Source organism: Alienimonas chondri (assembly GCF_013036045.1).
Lineage (GTDB): Bacteria > Planctomycetota > Planctomycetia > Planctomycetales > Planctomycetaceae > Alienimonas > Alienimonas chondri.
The window spans coordinates 1-18,020 of the sequence record NZ_WTPX01000043.1; the positions used below are offsets into that span (position 1 = coordinate 1).

General features: G+C 70.0%; 12 protein-coding genes. 9 read left to right on the forward strand and 3 right to left on the reverse strand.

Annotation, left to right across the window (positions count from 1 at the left end; translation table 11 throughout):
- The 3 genes from LzC2_RS08415 to LzC2_RS08425 all read right to left on the reverse strand — a co-directional run.
- Window positions 1-1,709: hypothetical protein (locus tag LzC2_RS08415; protein ID WP_206678619.1), on the reverse strand; the 1,709-nt coding region annotated here is incomplete at its 3' end.
- A 437-nt stretch (window positions 1,710-2,146) separates the two neighbouring features.
- On the reverse strand, window positions 2,147-2,347 hold the full coding sequence (locus tag LzC2_RS08420; protein ID WP_171185796.1) for a hypothetical protein: 201 nt from the start codon (window positions 2,345-2,347) through the stop codon (window positions 2,147-2,149).
- Between the two features lie 564 nt (window positions 2,348-2,911).
- On the reverse strand, window positions 2,912-3,397 hold the full coding sequence (locus tag LzC2_RS08425; RefSeq protein WP_171185798.1) for a hypothetical protein: 486 nt from the start codon (window positions 3,395-3,397) through the stop codon (window positions 2,912-2,914).
- 668 nt (window positions 3,398-4,065) lie between these two features.
- On the opposite strand from LzC2_RS08425, the gene LzC2_RS08430 reads away from it, so the two are divergent.
- The 9 genes from LzC2_RS08430 (at window position 4,066) to LzC2_RS08470 (ending at window position 17,890) form a co-directional block, all read left to right on the forward strand.
- Window positions 4,066-5,340 carry an NRAMP family divalent metal transporter gene (locus LzC2_RS08430; RefSeq protein ID WP_171185800.1) on the forward strand — a complete coding sequence of 425 codons (1,275 nt, stop codon included), beginning with the start codon at window positions 4,066-4,068 and terminating at the stop codon, window positions 5,338-5,340.
- A gap of 24 nt (window positions 5,341-5,364) precedes the next feature.
- Complete coding sequence (locus tag LzC2_RS08435; RefSeq protein ID WP_171185801.1) at window positions 5,365-6,105, forward strand: glucosamine-6-phosphate deaminase; 741 nt, start codon at window positions 5,365-5,367, stop codon at window positions 6,103-6,105.
- Window positions 6,102-7,040 (forward strand): N-acetylglucosamine-6-phosphate deacetylase, encoded by a 939-nt coding sequence (locus LzC2_RS08440; protein ID WP_171185803.1) that lies wholly within the window; start codon window positions 6,102-6,104, stop codon window positions 7,038-7,040. Before LzC2_RS08435 ends, LzC2_RS08440 begins: the two co-directional genes overlap by 4 nt.
- Before the next feature lie 75 nt (window positions 7,041-7,115).
- Window positions 7,116-9,938 carry a hsp70 family protein gene (locus LzC2_RS08445; RefSeq protein ID WP_315854585.1) on the forward strand — a complete coding sequence of 941 codons (2,823 nt, stop codon included), beginning with the start codon at window positions 7,116-7,118 and terminating at the stop codon, window positions 9,936-9,938.
- A gap of 82 nt (window positions 9,939-10,020) precedes the next feature.
- Window positions 10,021-11,622 carry an EF-hand domain-containing protein gene (locus LzC2_RS08450; protein ID WP_171185805.1) on the forward strand — a complete coding sequence of 534 codons (1,602 nt, stop codon included), beginning with the start codon at window positions 10,021-10,023 and terminating at the stop codon, window positions 11,620-11,622.
- Between the two features lie 31 nt (window positions 11,623-11,653).
- Window positions 11,654-13,468, forward strand: a complete 1,815-nt coding sequence (locus LzC2_RS08455) for a hypothetical protein (protein WP_171185807.1) — start codon at window positions 11,654-11,656, stop codon at window positions 13,466-13,468.
- The gene (locus LzC2_RS08460; RefSeq protein WP_171185809.1) at window positions 13,465-14,517 is read left to right on the forward strand and encodes an extracellular solute-binding protein; all 1,053 of its coding nucleotides are present in this window, start codon (window positions 13,465-13,467) and stop codon (window positions 14,515-14,517) included. The genes LzC2_RS08455 and LzC2_RS08460 overlap by 4 nt, the downstream gene beginning before the upstream one ends.
- A complete protein-coding gene (locus LzC2_RS08465) occupies window positions 14,514-16,010 on the forward strand; it encodes a hypothetical protein (RefSeq protein ID WP_171185812.1) in 1,497 nt (498 codons plus the stop codon). Before LzC2_RS08460 ends, LzC2_RS08465 begins: the two co-directional genes overlap by 4 nt.
- Window positions 16,007-17,890: an ATP-binding cassette domain-containing protein gene (locus tag LzC2_RS08470; RefSeq protein WP_171185814.1), complete on the forward strand. Its 1,884-nt coding sequence runs from the start codon at window positions 16,007-16,009 to the stop codon at window positions 17,888-17,890. Before LzC2_RS08465 ends, LzC2_RS08470 begins: the two co-directional genes overlap by 4 nt.
- The last annotated feature ends 130 nt before the right edge of the window (window positions 17,891-18,020 follow it).

The window sequence follows — 18,020 nt, forward strand, 5'->3', positions numbered from 1 at the left end:
TGGGCGGCGGCTTCGGTCCTCTCCACCACACGGTCGAGAGCTTCGGCCTCGCGTTCGAGCGAATCGATGCGGGACTCAGCGGCGGCGGCGAGGTCGTCAATCGAGCGGACGGCTCCGTCTCTGAACGTGGCCTCGGACCGCAGCCGATCGAGTTCCGGTGATTCGCCGCGTGCGAGTTCTTTGCGGACCTCGATCACCTCGGACGCGGTGCGTCTGTAAGTTTGGAGCATCCGAACCACACCTTCCCATTTTCCAGGGCCTTCGGGGGCGGCGAGGGAAGACTCCAAGCGTTCGTGAGCGGTGGCGAGCGAGAGTTCCGCGTCCCTTCCGCCGCGGGCCAGCCGGCCCCACGCGACTGCCGTGCGTTCGACTAGGTCCGGGTGGTCGGACCCGATGTCCGGGACGCTGGGCGGCGGCACGGCGGCGAGTCTGGCTTCAACCTCCCACAACGTGCCGAACGCATCCGCGGCGGTGTCCGCGATCTCCGCCGCTCTCTCCAACCCGGCGACCTCGATACCCGCCTCAAAGTCTCCCGAGTCGCGGAACTCTTTCGCTTGCTCCGCCATCAGGTCGAACGGCGTCTTGCCGCTCTCTCCACCACGCCGGGCGACCTTGGCGAAGGGGTTGTCCTGCCCAGCCACGCCGGCCCACGACATCAACTGATCCGCATCATGCACGCCCCCCGAGGACGCTTCGATCTGTTCAGCGACAGCCCGACGGCGGGCGTGCAATCCGGCTTCGCCCCCGGTTGCCCAAGTCGCTTGGGTTTGCCGCATCGCATCGAGTTCGGCGACGGCAGAATGTAGCTTCCGCTCTTCCTGAAAAGCGCGGCGGGCTTCGGCCGCGGCCCGCTTCGCTTCCAGGGCGTGAAGGTCGACGGAAAGTAGATCCTGACCGGGGGATCGGTCAGGGACGGCCGCGAGCCGATCCGAATGGACGCTCCCGAGGGCGCTGGCGAGGGCCGACACCTTGGCTCTCGCTCCTTCGGCGGCTTCCTCCGTGCCTTGAAGTCTGGCGATGACGTCGACCATCTGGACGGCGGCAATTCCGCCCAGCACCGCTAGGGACGCAGGTCCAGACCCCAACGTAGCGGCCATCATCGCCAAGTTATTCGTCGCCCCCCGCATCCCGGCGAACGAGAAGTCCTCGACCATCTGCTGGGCCTGAAACGCCATTTGCACGCCACCGCCGCCGGGTCTCCCCCCGGCTCCGCCGCGACCGCCGGATCTTCTCGCGACGACCCCGCCGGTGCGGGCGTGGTGGATGGCATTAATCTCCCGGGCCGCTCTTCTTTCCTCCGCGACGATCCGGGTGAGGTGCTTTCTCAACTGCGTTTCGTCACGCCCGAACCCGTTGGCGAGTTCGCGACTGACCGCGATGCGGGATCGTCTGGCGAACTGAGCGGCTTGCGATCCGTGCTTCGCCTCGATGGCGTCAATGCTGGCGTGGAACTCTCTTCGGAGGCGTCTGAGCACGTCCCCGCGGTCACGCTCGTCTCTGACCGCCGTTTTCTTCGCGGCCTGACCGCCGCTGCTCGACGCGAGAAAGGAATCGACGTCCTTCTTCGCCTTCCGGGTATCGACCCGGATGACGTACTCCAATTTATACTTCAACGCTGCTTCCGCTTGAACACTTAGAACCGACCTTCGCCCCTTGGCGTCGTCGTCATGGGGGGGCGGGTACGTCCCGCTGGCCTCCGTCCACCACATCGTACCACAGCCCCCGAACGGTCAGCCGCGGCCGGCTCGAATTGGTGGACATCGCACCCGCGGACCCCGACCGATTCGGGCACGGCCGACCCGCCGTAGGCGACTGGACGGACGGCCACCGCACGGCTCCCCACGTCGCCCGTACGGCGCCGGGAGCGGTCCGGGCGACCTCGGGGTCGGATGACGGCTCCGAGGCCGTCTGGGGGCATCTGGGAAGCCGTGTGCGGTACAGCGTTCCGACCCCTGCGAACGATGCTCGATCCACCGCGGGACTTGCTCGAAACGATCGGCAGCGATCACAGTGGAAAAATCGACCAGGGCAATCAACTCTCAGACTGTCGTCATAGTGAACACATGGTCCCCGGCCTGCATCGATCGCGGGAGCGATCGGCTCGAATGTCCCCGATCGTTGCCGGGAGCTCGTCGGGGCAAATCGGCTACGTCGTCAGCGCCGTCCGCAGCCCCGCCGGCGTGGTGGTAGGGCCGTCGCGCTCCACCACAGGCTTGGGGGCCGGTTTCGTCTTCGATTTTCGGCGGGGCTGTTCGATTCCGTCGCGGCCGACGACGGTTATGCATTGCATAACCTCCCCCGACTCTTCCAGCCCCCTGCGAATGCGGTACACCGTGGATTGGTTCACCTTACACATCGTCGCGATTTGTTGATCGCTCTTATCCGCCCAGCACGGTTCTAGGAGGGCGGTCTCGACCGCCTTTCGTTTGTCGGCATTGGTTCACTTCGGCCCGATGCTCATGGTGTTAATTCTTCGTCCGTCCATACCTATCCTAGTGTAGTAATCGATCCTAGCTCGATTCACGGCGGTTTCCTCATTCGTCGGCCACACCTGCCACTCGATAGCCAATTTGCGGATGCGGTCCGCGAGTTCGACGCTAGGAGTTCGCTTGCTCGCGATGATCCTGCCCACAGTCGTGTCCGTCGTGGAGAGTGCATGTGCAATCGACCTGTTCGATTCTCCGGCGACACTCGCCAGGGCTAAGACGACATCCGCAACAGGGGTGTTCAACACCTGTTCGACTGTCAGTTCGGAAGAGGGAATAGGCATACGCCAAACTGCTCGTGAAGATCCGGCCAATCGGCCGACTGAGAACAATGTGCAGTCAACCAATTGGCAGCACCCCTGTCAACCGGCCGTCGCGGCCGACGACGGTGTCGGAAACCGACACCTTACCAGCCAGTCCGACTGTCACCGGATTACAGTCGCCCGCAGCGCCCGCCAGCCCGTCACGAGGGCCGCCAGAACGGGCGACCTCGGAAGGCCGTGCGGGCTGGGCCGACCTCGCGACGCCCGACGTGCGGCGGGCGAGTCCGGGTAGTTCGCCCGGATCGATTCGTTGATGTCCGCCAGCGACGACCGACGTAGGCAATACGGATCGTCGTCCAGTTCGGGCACGGGCGTCCGTTCTCCCGGGGGCAGATCCGCCCGTGTGGTGGGCTGCATATCGACGTTGCACCCGATGCACTCGTGGAAGGCCCATTCCTCGAACGGGCGGAGCACGAGGGCGGACAGTTCGCCGGGGGCCATCCGATGACCGCAGCCGCGGCAGGGCGTGATAACGTCGGGCGGGGAGCGCGTCAGAAGCCGCTTCCCGTCGAGCCAATCATCCCACCGCGTATCGCGGGCGGGATCGTTCAGACGGTCGGCGGGGACCGGGGTTCTGGTGGTTTTCATGTTCACTTGGGACAGGAGTCCGGGTCTTCCCCGGTCTAAGCGGGGTGGTCGGCTCGTTCGGGACTCCGGTTCCGCCAGGAAGGGGGGTGGGGTCCCCGTCCACCACAGCCTTCGTATCTCTGGTCGGCTCCCCGACGCGGGCGGGGTTCTGCCCCGTAGCGGGCGATGGTACCGGCCACGCCCAAAGCCGGGGGGGGGCTTGGCGGCCTCGGGAGCGTGCCCCGAGACGACGGGGCCGGACGACGGGGCGAGGTCGTCAGCGGGCCGTCAGGCGGTCGCGTGTGCGGCTTCCACGATCGCCAGCACGGCGGAGCGTTCGTCGTCGGTCAGCCGGGGCCACGCTTCCACCACATCGGCGAGGTCGGCCGGCAGCCCGTCGTGCTCGACTGCCCCCGACCCCCCGAATGGCCTCGATCGTGGCCACGCCGGTTCAGCCCGAACCCCTGAGTCCTTACAGGATAGACCCTGAGCGGAATCCGTTAGACCCCTACCCGGGGAGCTATTCGGAAAGATCGGCGACGTTGGATGTGTGGGCGGGGGGACGGTAAGTTCGGGGCCGACGAGTTCCGACATCCTTCGAGGAAGCAACGGCCATTACTGCTTCTTCGACGCCGGCGACGACGGTTGCCCCCCCCGACGACTCGACCGGCGGGTCCCCGGGGTTTCGTTTGCGGGATCTCGGACCGGCGCTGATCGTCGCCAGCGTGGTGCTGGGGCCGGGGACGATTCTCTCCGCCTCCCGCGTCGGCGCCGTTCATGGGACGAGCGCCCTTTGGGTACCGTTGCTGGCCGCGGTCGTGCTGGGGGGGACGGCGGCGCTCGCGGCCCGCATCGGCGTGGCGTTGGCGAAAAGCCCCTGCGACGAACTCGCGGATCGCCTCGGGCGGCCGTTCGCGGCGCTGGTCGGGATCACGCTGTTCCTGGTCGTGGTCGGCTTTCAGTCCAGCAACAACTTCGCGGTCGTCGCGGCGTTGGAACCGTTGCTGCTTCTCGGAGGCGAAGGGGCGCTGCCGACATGGGGGGCCGCGCTGATCCTGCTGGGCGTCAACGGGGCCGTGATCGCCGCCGTCCTCGGGCTACGGGGGCTGTATGCGAAGCTGGAAGGGCTGATGAAGGGGCTGGTCGCCTTCATGGCGGCGGCGTTCCTGTTCAACCTCTTTGCGGTTCGGCCGTCTGTGCGGGATGCGGTCGCGGGACTCGTGCCGCAGGCGCCGGACGGGGCGGACGGCGGGTTCCTGCCCACCCGCGACGCGTTGGGCGAAGTCGTCGTGCCGCTGGCGGCGTTGCAGGGGCTGGTGGCGACGACGTTCTCCGTGGCGGGGGCGTTCTATCAGGCGTACCTGGTGAAAGAGAAAGGATGGGGGCCGCGGGACGGACGACGGGCCGGCGTCGAAGCCGCGGTCGGGGCGGGGGCCCTGGGACTGATGACCGCGATGGTGCTGCTGACGGCCGCCGCGACGCTGCACAACGTCGAGGGCGGGGGCTTCAGCACCACGGCCGATCTCGCGCGGCAACTCAGCCCGTTCTTCGGGGACTGGGCGGTCGGCATCTTCGCGGCGGGCATCCTCGCGGGGGCGCTCGGGTCGTTCCTCGGCAACGCATTGATCGGCGGCACGTTGCTGGCGGACGGGTTAGGGAAGGGGCGCTCGATCGATTCCAGCTGGGTCCGCGGGCTGACCGTCGCGGCGCTGCTCGCGGGGGCGGGTATTGCGGCGGCCGTGCTGGCCGGCGGCGCGGAAAAAGTGACCGCCATCATCATCGCGCAGGCGCTGACCGTGTTGGGCGGGCCGCTGCTGGCCGGGGCGTTGCTGTTCCTCGGAACGAAGGTGACGCCGCGTCCGCCGATCTGGACGTTCGCCCTCGCCGGCGTCGGGCTGGCGATCGTGTTGGCGCTGGCGGTCCGCACGGCGTGGAAGCTCGGTTTGGACCTGTTCGCGGGTTAGCCCCGCCGTTCGTACACTCAACTGATGCAGATCGAAACCTATTCCGACGCCGCCGCGATGGGTCGAGCCGCCGCGGCTCGCGGAGCCGCGGCGTTACGCGGAGCGATCGCGGAACGTGGTTCCGCAGCGTTGATCGTCGCGACCGGCGCCAGTCAGTTCGAAGTGCTGGCGGCGTTGGTGACCGAACCGGACATCGATTGGTCGAAGGTCACCGGGTTTCACCTCGACGAATACCTCGGCCTGCCGGCCGATCACCCGGCGAGCTTTCGCGGGTATCTACGGGAGCGGTTCGTCAGTCGCGTGCCGCTGGCGGCGTTCCACGAATTAAACGGCGAAGCGGCCGACCCCGCCGCGGAGTGCGACCGCGTCGGGGCGTTGCTGACGGCCCAGCCGATCGACGTGGCCTTCGTGGGGATCGGGGAGAACGCTCACCTCGCCTTCAATGACCCGCCGGCCGACTTCGAGACACGCGCCCCCTACCTGATCGTCGATCTGGACGAGGCCTGTCGCCGACAGCAGCACGGGGAAGGGTGGTTCGATTCGTTGGAGGCGGTGCCGAAGCAGGCGCTCAGCATGTCCGTCCGGCAGATCCTGGCGAGCCTCACGATCGTCTGTTCGGTTCCCGACGAACGCAAAGCGACGGCGGTGAAGGCGACCGTCGAAGGGCCGATCTCCCCGGACGTCCCGGCCTCTATTTTGCGGGAGCACGCCAATTGCACGCTGTTCCTGGACGAAGCGGCCGCCTCCGGGCTGGCGGAGCGATGAGCGGCGAACCGGACGAGCGGCCGGCGTTCTTCGACTTGCAGGTGAACGGCTACGCCGGCGTCGACTTCAACCGGGACGATCTCACCGCCGAGGGTCTGCACACGGCCTGCGAACGCATCGCCGCGGACGGCGTGGAGGGGTTCCTGCCCACCGTCATCACCGACGACCTCGATGCGATGTGCCGGCGCCTCGCGCGGTTGGCGGAGCTGCGGGAACAGGACCATCTCGCCAAGCGGCTGATCGTCGGGCTGCACGTCGAAGGGCCGTTTTTGAACGAGACACCGGGCTACATTGGCGCCCATCCGTCACAGCACGCCCGGCCCGCGGAGGTGACGGCGATGAATCGATTGCTCGAGGCGGGCGGCGGGCTGGTGCGATTGGTGACGCTCGCCCCGGAACGCGATCCGAGGTTCGCCGTGACGCGGGCGCTCGCGAAGGCCGGCGTGACGGTGGCGGCGGGGCACTGCGACCCGTCGCGGGACGAACTTTCCGCAGCGTGCGACGCGGGGCTGACGCTGTTCACGCACCTCGGCAATGGCTGCCCGGCGAGCCTGCCGCGGCACGACAACGTCATTCATCGCGCCCTGTCGCTGCGAGATCGCTTGCGATTCACGCTCATCGCCGACGGCGTGCATCTGCCGTTCTGGTTCCTGCGGGACGTCATCGATCAGGCCGGCATCGACCGTTGCGCCGTCGTCAGCGACGCCGTGACCGCCGCGGGGCTGGGGCCGGGGCGGTTCACGCTGGGGGCGTGGGAGTTGGAGGTGGGCGAAGATCTGGCCTGCCGCGCCCCGGGCGGGGAGCACCTCGTCGGCTCGGCCTGCCCGCTGAGCGTCGCCTTTCAGCGGCTTTGCGACGCCTGCGGCTTCACCCAGCAGGATGCGACGGCTCTCACGAGCCGCAATCCGCGGGCGTTTCTGTCATCGAACGCCTAAGCCGGAGGCCTGCCTCCGGCATGCAGGACGGGGAACGGTTGTTCGCTCCGCCGCGGAACCGATCATGCTCGGATCGTGACTGATTCAACCCCCGAGACGTCCGCTCCGCCCCGCTATGTCGTGGGGGTCGATCTGGGCACGACGAACTGTGCCGTGGCGTTCATCGATACGCAGGCCGCCGGCGACGCGGGGATGCGGGTCGAGACGTGGGCGATTCCGCAATTCGTCGCCGCGGGGACGGTCGAGGGCCGGGAGAACCTGCCGTCGTTTCTGTATCGCCCCGCCGCGGGCGAGTTTCCGTCGGCGGCTCTCGCTCCCCCCTGGTCGAAGGAGACGCCCGACTGGGCCGTCGGCGCCTTCGCCCGGGATCATGGGTCGAAGGTGCCCGGTCGGCAGGTGAGCAGTTCGAAGTCGTGGCTGTGCCATCCCGGCGTGGATCGCACTGCTCCGCTGCTGCCGTGGCACGCGGCGGAGGGCGTCGAGCGGCTCTCCCCGGTCGATGCGTCCGCGGCGCTGCTGGAACACCTGCGGGCAGCTTGGGATCACGCCCACCCGGGCGATCCGCTGGCGGAGCAGGACGTGGTCCTCACACTGCCGGCGAGCTTCGACGAGGTCGCGCGGGAACTCACGGTGAAGGCCGCCCGCACCGCCGGGCTGCCGCGGGTCGTGCTGATCGAGGAACCGCAGGCGGCGTTCTACGCCTGGCTCGCCAAGCACCCGGACGACTGGCAGACCCGCGTCGCCCCGAACACCAACGTGCTCGTCTGCGACATCGGCGGCGGCACCAGCGACTTCGCCCTGATCCGCGTGAAGCCCGGGGCGGCTGATTCCGAGGACGGGGGCAAGGTCGAGTTCCATCGCGTCGCGGTCGGCGAGCACCTGATCCTCGGCGGCGACAACCTCGATCTCGCCCTCGCTCATCACCTCGAAGAGCGACTGAAGAAGGACGGCACGGAACTCTCCCCGAAGCAGTGGGACGTGCTGGTCCGCCAGAGCCGGCGGGCGAAGGAGACGCTGCTGGAAGAGAACGCCCCGGCGTCGTTCACGGTGACGCTGCCGGGCGCCGGGCGGGCGCTGGTCGCCGGCGGGTTGAGCGTCTCCGCCGACCGCGACGCGGCTCGAGCGGCGCTGCTGGAGGGCTTCCTGCCGACCGTCCCCGTCACCGCCGAGCCGGAGCGGAAGGACGCCGGCTTCCGCGAGGTCGGCTTGCCGTACGCCCCGGACGCGGCGATCACCAAGCATCTCGCCCGGTTCCTCTCCACGCACGGCGCCGTCGCCGGAGCGAGCGACGACGAGCCGGCTCGCCCGGACGCGGTGCTGTTCAACGGCGGGTTCTTCGCCTCGCCGGTGCTGCGGGAGCGGTTGCTCGCCGCGGTCTCCGACTGGTTCCCCGAGGGCGACCGGCCGGAGGTGCTGGCGAACGACCGTCTCGATCTCGCCGTCTCCCGCGGGGCGGCGTACTTCGGATTGGTGCGACGCGGGTTGGGCGTCCGCGTCGAGGCGGGCTTGGCTCGCACCTACTACCTCGGGGCAGAGGATGGAGAGGCCGGCGAACCGCGGGCCGTCTGCGTCGTCCCCGCCGGCACCCGGCCCGGCGAGACGGTCCGCCTGCCGGACACTCCCGTGCGTGTTCGCGTGGGGCGGCCGGTCGAGCTGCCGGTCTTCAGCAGCGGCGTGCGATTGACCGACCCCGCCGGCTCCGTGCATGCCGTAGACGAGGGGCAGTTCGCCTCCCTCCCCCCGATTCGCACCGTGTTGAAAGCAAAGGGAAAGGACGGCGACGAACTGCCCGCCACGTTGGAGGCGGGACTCTCCGAGATCGGCACGCTGGATTTGGCGGTCCGCGAGCGTCGGGACGACGGCACCTCGGGCAAACGGTGGCGGTTGTCGTTCGACGTGCGGAGCACGACCCGCACCGACCTCTCCGCCCACGCGGGAGCCGGCGAAGCGGCCGGGGTGGCGGACGACGAAACGCTCGCCGCGGTCTCGGCGGTGTTGGACGACGCGTTCGGCTCCGGTTCAGGTGGAGCCAAGCCGTCGCTCAAACCGCGAGACGTGAACGGCGCGCTTGTCGAGGCCGCCGGTTCGCCCCGCTCCGATTGGCCGCCGACGCTGCTGCGGAGCATCTGGGAAGGCTTGATGGAGCGGGAAGCCGGCCGCCGCGAGTCGCCGGCCCGCGAGGCCCGCTGGCTCAACCTGCTCGGCTATGCGTTGCGGCCGGGCTACGGCGTGGCGCTGGATGACTGGCGGGTCTCGGAGACGTGGCGCCGGCTCAACGGCAAGCTCGCCCATGCCGACGCCGCGGTCCTGTCGCAGTCGCACGTCCTCTGGCGCCGCATCGGCGGCGGACTCGAAGCGGGCCAGCAACAGGCGTTAGCCGCTCCCCTCGCGGGAGCGCTGAAGGGCGGGGGGAAGAAGGGGGCCGCGCCGGACCCGGAACTGTTCCGTCTGCTCGCCTCGCTGGAACGGCTCTCGACGGACCTGCGCGAGACGTTCGGCCGCTCCTTCCTGCGACTGGCCTCCAAAGAGCCGAACGCCGGTCGTCGGGCGACGTTGTGGTGGTGCGTCGGCCGGACCGGCGCCCGCGCGCCGCTGTACGGCCCGGCGAACAGCGTGGTCTCCGCCTGGAACGCCGCCGAATGGGCGGACGGCCTCATCAAGCAATCGGACGACGACGACGATCCGCCGCTCTGGCCCCTGGTGCAGCTCGCCCGCAAAACCGGCGATCGCTATCTGGATCTGCCTCGCGACGCGCAACTGCGAGTGATGCAGTACCTCGCCGAGCGCGACGCCCCGTCGCATTGGCTGGCTCTGGTCCGCGATGGCGGGCGGCTGGATCATGAGGAGGAAGGGCTGGCGTTCGGCGAAAGCCTGCCCGCCGGCCTGCGACTGGGGTGAGCCGGCGGTCGGGGTGAGCATTCGGGGGCGCCGGCGGCATATTCTCTTTCGCTGATCCGTTCTTCATCCGATACTGAACCGCGTGTTCGCCCCGCTCGCCGCCGCCGTTCTCCTCTGCGGTTTCGCCGCGGACGACGGGGCTGCGTCGTCGCCGGAGCGGGTCGAGTTCCTCGTGCTCGCCCCGAACGGCCCGCTGCGGATCGCGGCCGACGTGACCGTCGACCGCCGGCCGTTCACCGACTCCGCCGGTCGCTACCGGGAGACGCTCATGTCTCTGGTGGACGCGGACGGCGACGGTCGCGTGACTCGCGCCGAGGCGGCCCGCACGCCGACGCCGCGGGTGCTGGGCGGCGGGGGCGATGCGAACGAAGCCGTGATGGAACTGCTGGCGCTGTTCGACGAAGCCGGCGAGCCGGGGATGCCGGTCGATCGCTTCCGCAGTTGGGTGGAGGGGGTCATGGGGCCGCCGGTGCGGGTGCGGCAGCGGTTCGCCGGCGGCGACGCCTCGGACGTGGTCGGCGTGCTGGACGCCGACGGCGACGGTCGCCTGACGCCGGAGGAACTCCGCGGCGCCGCGGCCGGTCCGTACGATTTCGACGCCGACGGCACGCTCTCCGCCGCGGAACTCGCTCCGTTTCGCTCGAGCGCCCAACGCGCCGAACGCCGTCACTTCCCGCCCTCCAGCCCCTTCCGCCTGCTGACGCCGGTCAAATCGCCGGGACTCGCCGCGGATCTCGCGGAGCGATACGGAACGTCCGAGGCTCCTGACGAGCCGCATCTCGTCATTAGCGTGCGGTTGATCGCCACCTCGTTCGGCCTGCCGCGGCTGTCCGTGATCGCCAATCACGCCCCGGAGCGGGTGTCGGTCGCCGAGGACCGGCGGTCGATGACTTTGACCATCGACTCCGACCCGCGAAGCGGCGCCCCGGGCCTCGAGATCGAACTGGCGGCCGATCGGGTCGAATTGCTCGGTTCGGACGCGATCTCGCTGGGCCTGTTGAACATGGTGCGGGCCGACGGCGACGCCAACGGCTATCTGGACATGATGGAATTCCCCGCCGCGAACCTCCCCGGCGCCCCGGAGTTCGCCGATGTCGACCGAGACGGCGACGAACAGGCGACGCGCGAGGAGGTCCGGGCGTTTCTCGAAGAAGACCTGCGATTGGCGAACAGCCGGATTTACTTGCTCAGCGAGGCGGAACGCTCGGAGCTGTTCGGCCTGCTGGATGCAGACGACGACGGCCGTCTGACCCCCGCCGAGCGGTCCGCCGCCGCGGAGGCGTTCGCCTCGACCGGCCGACGCCCCGGCTCCCCGGCGGCCCTCGACCGTGACCGGGACGGCGCGATCACCGCGGACGAACTGGTCGGCCGGTTCACGCTGCACCTCGGCCCCGGCCGCCCGCCGGATCGCCCGCCCTCCGCGGACGAACTCGAGATGATCCGCGGCCGCGACCCGGGCGTTCGCTCGGAGGAAGGCCCGGAATGGTTCCGCCGCTCCGACCGCAATGGCGACGGGGCGCTGACCTGGGCGGAGTTCGTCGGCCCCCGCGACGCCTTCGACCGGTTCGACGGCGATGGGGACGGAACTTTGACGCCGGCTGAAGCGTCCGGTTCAGCGCCGGATGACGATGAATCGCCGGATGACGGCGAAGAACCCCGCCGCGGCGGCGAATCGTTAGACTAAGACCCTCGTTCCCTCCCACCGACCCGACCCGATGTCGCCGACTTCTCCGCCGAGAGACCTGGAGCGGATGCTCTCCGCGATTCGCGGGCGCCTGGCCTGGGCGGCGTTCGGTCGCACGCTGCTGTGGGCCGTCGCGGCGGGCTGCGCGGCGGGCGCCCTGCTGGTGCCGCTGGCGTGGTGGCGGCCGGATTGGCTGTCGACGCTGATCCTCGGAGCGGTGCCGCTCGCGGCGGTTCTGGCGCTCGGGTTGGCGATCGCCTTCCGCGAGAAGCCGACCCGCGAAGACGCCGCGAACCGGGCCGATCGCTTCGCCGGGACGAAAGATCTGTTCCTGACGGCCACGGAGCTGGGCCGCGACGAGAACGCTCCGGCCTTTGCTCCACTGGTTTACGCGAACGCTGCGGCCAACGTGCCTCGGGTCGATCCGGCCGCCGCGGTGCCGTTCGGGCTGCCCGGTCGCCGCCTCGTGCCGGCGGGCGTGGCGCTGGCCGTGTTGGTCGGGACGCTGTTCCTCGTCCCCCGCGTCGATCCGTTCGGCGCCGTCGCGGCGGCGGAAGAGGCGGCGAACGAAGCGGAGAAGTCCGCCCAAACCGCTGCCGAAGCCAAGCGGCGGACCGAGGAGCTGAAGCGCTCCCAGCCGGAATCGGATCTCTCCCCGCAGGTGACGGCCGCGGTGGACAAGCTCGCCACGGATCTCAAGCAGACCAAGCGGGGCGAGGTGCAGGCGAACCGCAAGAAGCTCGCGGAGCGTCGCGACCAGCTCAATAAGCTGTGGCGGAAGATCAGCGCCGAGCAGGCCCGCGGCTTGCTCTCCGAGGAGGACGACCGCCGCAGTCTGGGCATGAATCCGGATGCGGACGAACGCAAGCAGTGGCTCCGCGACCTGAAGGAAGGCAACGCCGAGAGCGTCCGCGAAGCGTTGAACAAAATGGCCGCCGAAGCCGCCGAGGCTGCGAACGAGTCGGACCCGACCGCGCGGGCCGAGAAGATGGCCGCGCTGCGTGAACAGGCCCGCAAGCTGGAGAACTTCGCTCGCAACGACGCCGGCGACGAGCGTCTCGCCGAGGCGATGCGGCAGGCCGGCGAACAGCTCCGCAAAGCCGCCGAGCAAGCCAAAGCCGAGGCGAACGGCGAGGGCTCCCCCGAAGCGACCCGCAAGGCGATGCAGGAAGCCTCCGAGGCCGCCAAAGCGGTGCTCGAACAGGCGGGGCTGGAAGCCGAGAAGCTCGCTCAGGCGGCCCGCGATATGGCCGAGTTAGAGAAGGCGATGCAGACCGCCCAGCAGGCCGGCCGGCTGAACGAGATGGGCGAACTCGACGGGCAGGAAGCGACCGACGCCGCCTCCATGGCGGAGTTCTTGGAGGTCTATGAGGAGATGCTCGCTGAGAGCGGCCAGCAGGCCGTCGAAGCGACCGAAGGCACGGTGCGCGGCTCTGGCGAAGGTGAAGGAGAGGGCGAAGGCGGTGAAGGCGAGGGAGAGGGTGACGGCGACGGCGAGGGTGATGGAGACGGGGAAGGCGACGGCGTCGGCGAGTCCTCCGGCGGCACGGGCCGCGGGGAGCGGGAAGAGGTCGACGGCCGCGCGATGGACGAAACCCCGGACGCCAAAACCGGCTTTCGCACGGAGGTGTCCAAGAGCCATCTCGTCGCCGGCAAGACGCTGATGAGCCTGAAGTCCAAGGGCGAAAGCGATCGCGGCGAACGGACCACGGAGTACGAGGACAACCTCGCCCGGGTGAAAGAGGGCGTGGACGAAGCGATCTACGCCGAGGACGTCCCGCCCGGTTACCGCGACGGCATCCAGCGTTACTTCGACGCCCTCGAGCCGCCGGGCGGCGACGAGTGAGCGCGGAAACGAACGAGATCGGCGTCTCGCGTCGGGCGTTCCTCGGAACCGCCTCCGCGGGGCTGCTGGCGGGATCGGTCGGCGCCGGCTGCGTGGGCGGCGGTGAGGACGAAGTCGTCGTCTACTGCGCCGCCGATCGCCTGCATGCCGAGCTGATCCTGCGGGACTTCGAGGATCGCACCGGCATTCGGGTGCGGGCGAAGTACGACACGGAAGCGACGAAGAGCCTCTCGCTGGTCGGTTCGCTGATCCGCGAGGCGGACGCCCCCCTGTGCGACCTGTTCTGGAACAACGAACGCGGCGGCACGGAGGATCTCGCCGCCCGCGGTTTGCTCGCCCCGTACGAGGGCCATGCCTGGCAGAACACGCCGGCCCGCCATCGCGACCCGGAAGGGTTGTGGTGCGGCTTCGGCGGACGGCTGCGGGTCTGGATCGTCAACACGGACCGCCTGCCCACGACCCGCGCAGCGGTCGATGCGGAGTTGGCGAAGGCGGCCGAGATCAGCTTCGCCCACGCGAATCCCCGCTACGGCACGACGCTCACGCACTTTTCGCTGCTGCATCGCGAACTCGGCGACGAGGGGCTTCAGGCGTTTGCCGATCGGTTGGACGAGGCCGGGCGGGTGATCGCGTCCGGCAATGCAGCGGTGAAGGATCTCGTCGCCGCCGGCACGGTCGCCTGCGGTTGGACCGACACCGACGACGCCCACGCCGCGATCGAGGCCGGGGCGCCGGTCGAAACGCTGCCGATCGAGGTCGACGGCCCGGATGGCCCGGCGCCGATCTGCATCCCCAACACCGTCGCCCTGATCCGCGGCGGCCGACATCCCGCGCAAGCGGCCCAACTGGCGGACTGGCTGTTGGGCGAGGAGGTCGCCGTGCGATTGGCGAACGGGCCGTCGCGGCAGATTCCGCTCACCCCGATCACCGAACCGCTGCCGGAGGACGTGGCGCAGTTCGCGGAACTCGCGGCGAATGCCGTTCCCCTCGCCGGTCTGGCGCCGCATCGGGACGCCGTTTTGCAGTGGCTGACGGGCGCCGCGGCGTGAGTTTGTGGCCGAGCGTGCTGCTCTCGCTGGCTCGCACCCTGTTGGTGGTCGGCTTGGCGATCCCCGCGGCGGCGCCGATTGCCCGTCGATTGCGGGGCGAGCGGTCGAACCTCTGGTGGGCCGGCGTGCTCGCTCCGCTGCTGGTGCCCGAACTGCTGACCGGCTACGGCTGGAGCAACTTCTCGCTGTCGCTCGCCGCAAAGCCGTGGGCGAACGAAGCCCTGACCGCGGCGCTGATCTGGGGGCGATGCGTCTGCGCCGCCGCGGCGCTGCTGGCCGTCGCCCCGCCGTCGACCCGCACGGCGTCCGCGGTGTTCCTGCGGAAGCTCGTTTTCACCGGAACGCCGAGGCCCCGCGGAGCCTCGGCGTTACAGGCTTGGATGAGGGAGGGAGCGTTGCGAGCGATCGCCCGATTCGGTCCGGCGGCGGGGGTCGCGGGGCTGTTCGCGTTCGGGCAATTCGAGGTGCCGAGCCTCGCGGGGGTGAAGACCTGGGAGCCGTTCGGCTGGGCGGGGCAGTCGGCGTGGACGGTGGCGCTGTTCGACGCCCACGCGGACATGCAGAGCCTGGCCGGTTCGCTTCGCCTCGCCCTGCCGGCGGTGTTGGTGCAGCTTGTCGGGCTGATCCCTTTGTTGATCTGGCTACGGCGGTCGGGCGAACGCGGGCCGGGGGACGAACGGCAGGGGGGGGCCTCACGCGGTTCCCTCATCGCTGCAAGCGCCGTGCTCGCCGCGGCGGCGGGGCTGACGGTCCTCGTGCCGGCGGGCGTGCTGGCGTGGGAGACGGGGCTGCAAGGGTGGACCGAGTTGGCCGCGAGCGAATGGCGGTTGTCCTCGTTCGCGGAGGAACTGGGGCTGTCGCTGGCGGTCGGGGCGGCGGCGGCGGCGCTCGCGGGGAGCGTGTTGTGGGCCGCGGGGCATGTGCGCGGCCCAGCGGGGACGGCGCTGATCGCCCTGCTGATCGCCCCGGGGCTGTGCGGGCCGCTGGTGGCGGGGCTGATCGTGAAGGCGGGCGTGACGTTCGCCGCGGCGAACGACTGGCCGGGCGGGCGGGTGCTGCAGGAGTCGTTCCTGCCGTTGATCGTTGCAGTCGCCCTATTCCTGCTCCCGCGGGCGGCACTGCTGCGGGCGTTCGCCCCGGGCCACGGTTCGGGGGCATTCCTCGCCGGGCTCCTGCGGAACGGCACGCGATCGCAACGTCGTGCGGGCGGGCGAATCTGGTGGGGGCTGACCGGGCGCTCGACTTGGGTGCGGTGGGGGCTGCTGACGCTGTGGGGCGGCGCGGACGTCTCCGCCGCCGCGCTGCTCACGCCGGCGGGCTACCAGACCGCCCCGCACGGGCTGTACAACCTGATGCACTACGGGCACAACGCGGTGCTGGGCGCGTTATGCCTGTTGAACACCGTGGCGCCGGCGGTTCTGCTCGCCCTCGGGGCCTGGGCGGCGCCGCGAGGCCGGGCGCTCCGCGGGCCGGCGATCGGAACCACTTCATGAACACGCCGGTCTTTCGCCTGAGGGAAGTCTCGCTCGCCGGCGGCGTCGGCCGATGGCGGTTGCGGCGCGTGTACGTCGATATCCCGCCCGGCGTGACGGCCGTCGTGGGGGCCAGCGGGGCGGGGAAATCGTCGCTGCTGGAAGTGCTCGCGGGGTTCGCGACGCCCTCGTCAGGCGTCGTCGAGCGGGGCGCGCCGCCTAGCGGCGACGGCGAAGCAGGGGGGCTGTTCTGGCTCCCGGCGGACCTCGGACTGTGGCCGTCAGAAACCGTTGAGGGACATCTCAGGGCCGTGCAGCCAGAACCGGACCACGCTGCCGTGGAGGAATTGCTGAGCACGTTCGGTCTTGAATCCGCGGCAGCTCGCCGGCCGGGGCTGCTCTCCGCCGGGGAGCGTTCGCGGTTGGCGGTCGCGCGGGCGATCGCCAGCCGGGCGGACGTGCTGCTGCTGGACGAACCGCTGGCCCACGTCGACCCGGCATCGCTGCCGCGGTATTGGGCTCGATTGCGTGAGGCGCTGGCCGAATGCCGGGCGGCCGTCTTCGTCACGCATGATCCGGTCGCCGCGGTGTGGGAGTCGACGCATTGTATTGCCGTCGCGGATCGGACGGTGACGTGGAGCGGCGCCACGGAGACGCTGTACCGTGATCCGCCTGAGGGAGCGCCGGCCGAACTATTGGGGCCGGTTTCGGTTCTGCCGCCGAGCGTCGCGGAGCGGCTGGGGCTGGAACGTTCGAATCGCCCGGCGAAGGTCCGTTCCGGACGCCTCGACCTCATCGCTGATCCGGACGGTTCGCTGCTTGTCGAGTCGTCTCATCCCGCTGGCCCGCTGACTGAAACCGTCGTGACCCCGGACCCGCCCGCGGAACCCTTTTCGCTACTGCATCGCACCGGCCCGCCGCTGGCCAAAGGCGCGCGGGCGGCGTTGCGGTTCGCGTTCCTGCTGCTCGCGGGGCTGTTCCCCCTCCTCGGCGCCGGGTGCGACGGCGGTCCGAAGCCGTCCGGGCCGGCGTTGAGCTTCGCCGAGGTCCGCGTGCGGGCCACGCCGAACGCCGGGGCGCAGTTGCCGGCGCCGCGGGGGGTGGGCATCGGGCCAAACGGGGAGGCGTTCGTGCTGGACGACGCCGGCCGCGTGCTGGTGTTTGCCCCCGACGGCGAAGAGCTGCGGCGCTGGGACATGCCCTCCAACGTCAACGGGAACCCGGAGGGCATCTGCGTCTACAGGCCGCCGGGCTCGGAGGAGTGGCTGGTCGCCGTGGCGGACACGCACTTCCATCGCATCGTGCTGTTCACCACCGAGGGCGAGGAAGTCGTGCGATGGGGCGTGGAGGGGGACGAACCGGGCGACTTCCGCTTCCCGGTCGCGGTGACGGCCGACGATGCGGGGCGTTTGTACGTCGGCGAGTACGGCGGGAACGATCGCGTGCAGGTGTTCTCGCCGCATCCGGAGAACCGTCCGCTGCGGGAGTTCGGTTCGTTCGGCACCGGTCCGGGCCAGTTCAGCCGAGCCAGCGGCGTGGCCTGGGTTCCGCCCGAACGCGAGGGAAAGGACGCGTTCGTGTTGGTCGCCGACGCCTTCGGCGACCGCATTGCGCGATTCACGGATCAGGGCGAATACCGCGGCGTGCTGGGCGGCGACGACGCGGTTGCGCTGCACAGCCCTTACGACCTGGCCCGGGCCGCGGACGGCACGCTTTGGGTGCCGGAGTACCACGGCGGCCGGGTGACGGCGCTGCGGCCGGACGGCACGCTGATTGGACGATGGAGCCGCGACGAAAAGGCCGGCGCCCTGCTGACGCCGTGGGGGTTGGACGTGGATGCTGCCGGCCGGGTGTGGGTCGCGGACACGGGGAACCGGCGGCTGGTGACGCTGGTGCCGTAGCGGAGGACGTAGAGCCGCGACCGTCAGGGAGCGTCTCTGGTCGCGTTCCCCAACTCGGCGGCGTTCGATGAGGTCATTGCGTAGAGAGACGCTCCCTAACGGTCGCGGCTCCAAGTCTTCAGTTCGGATT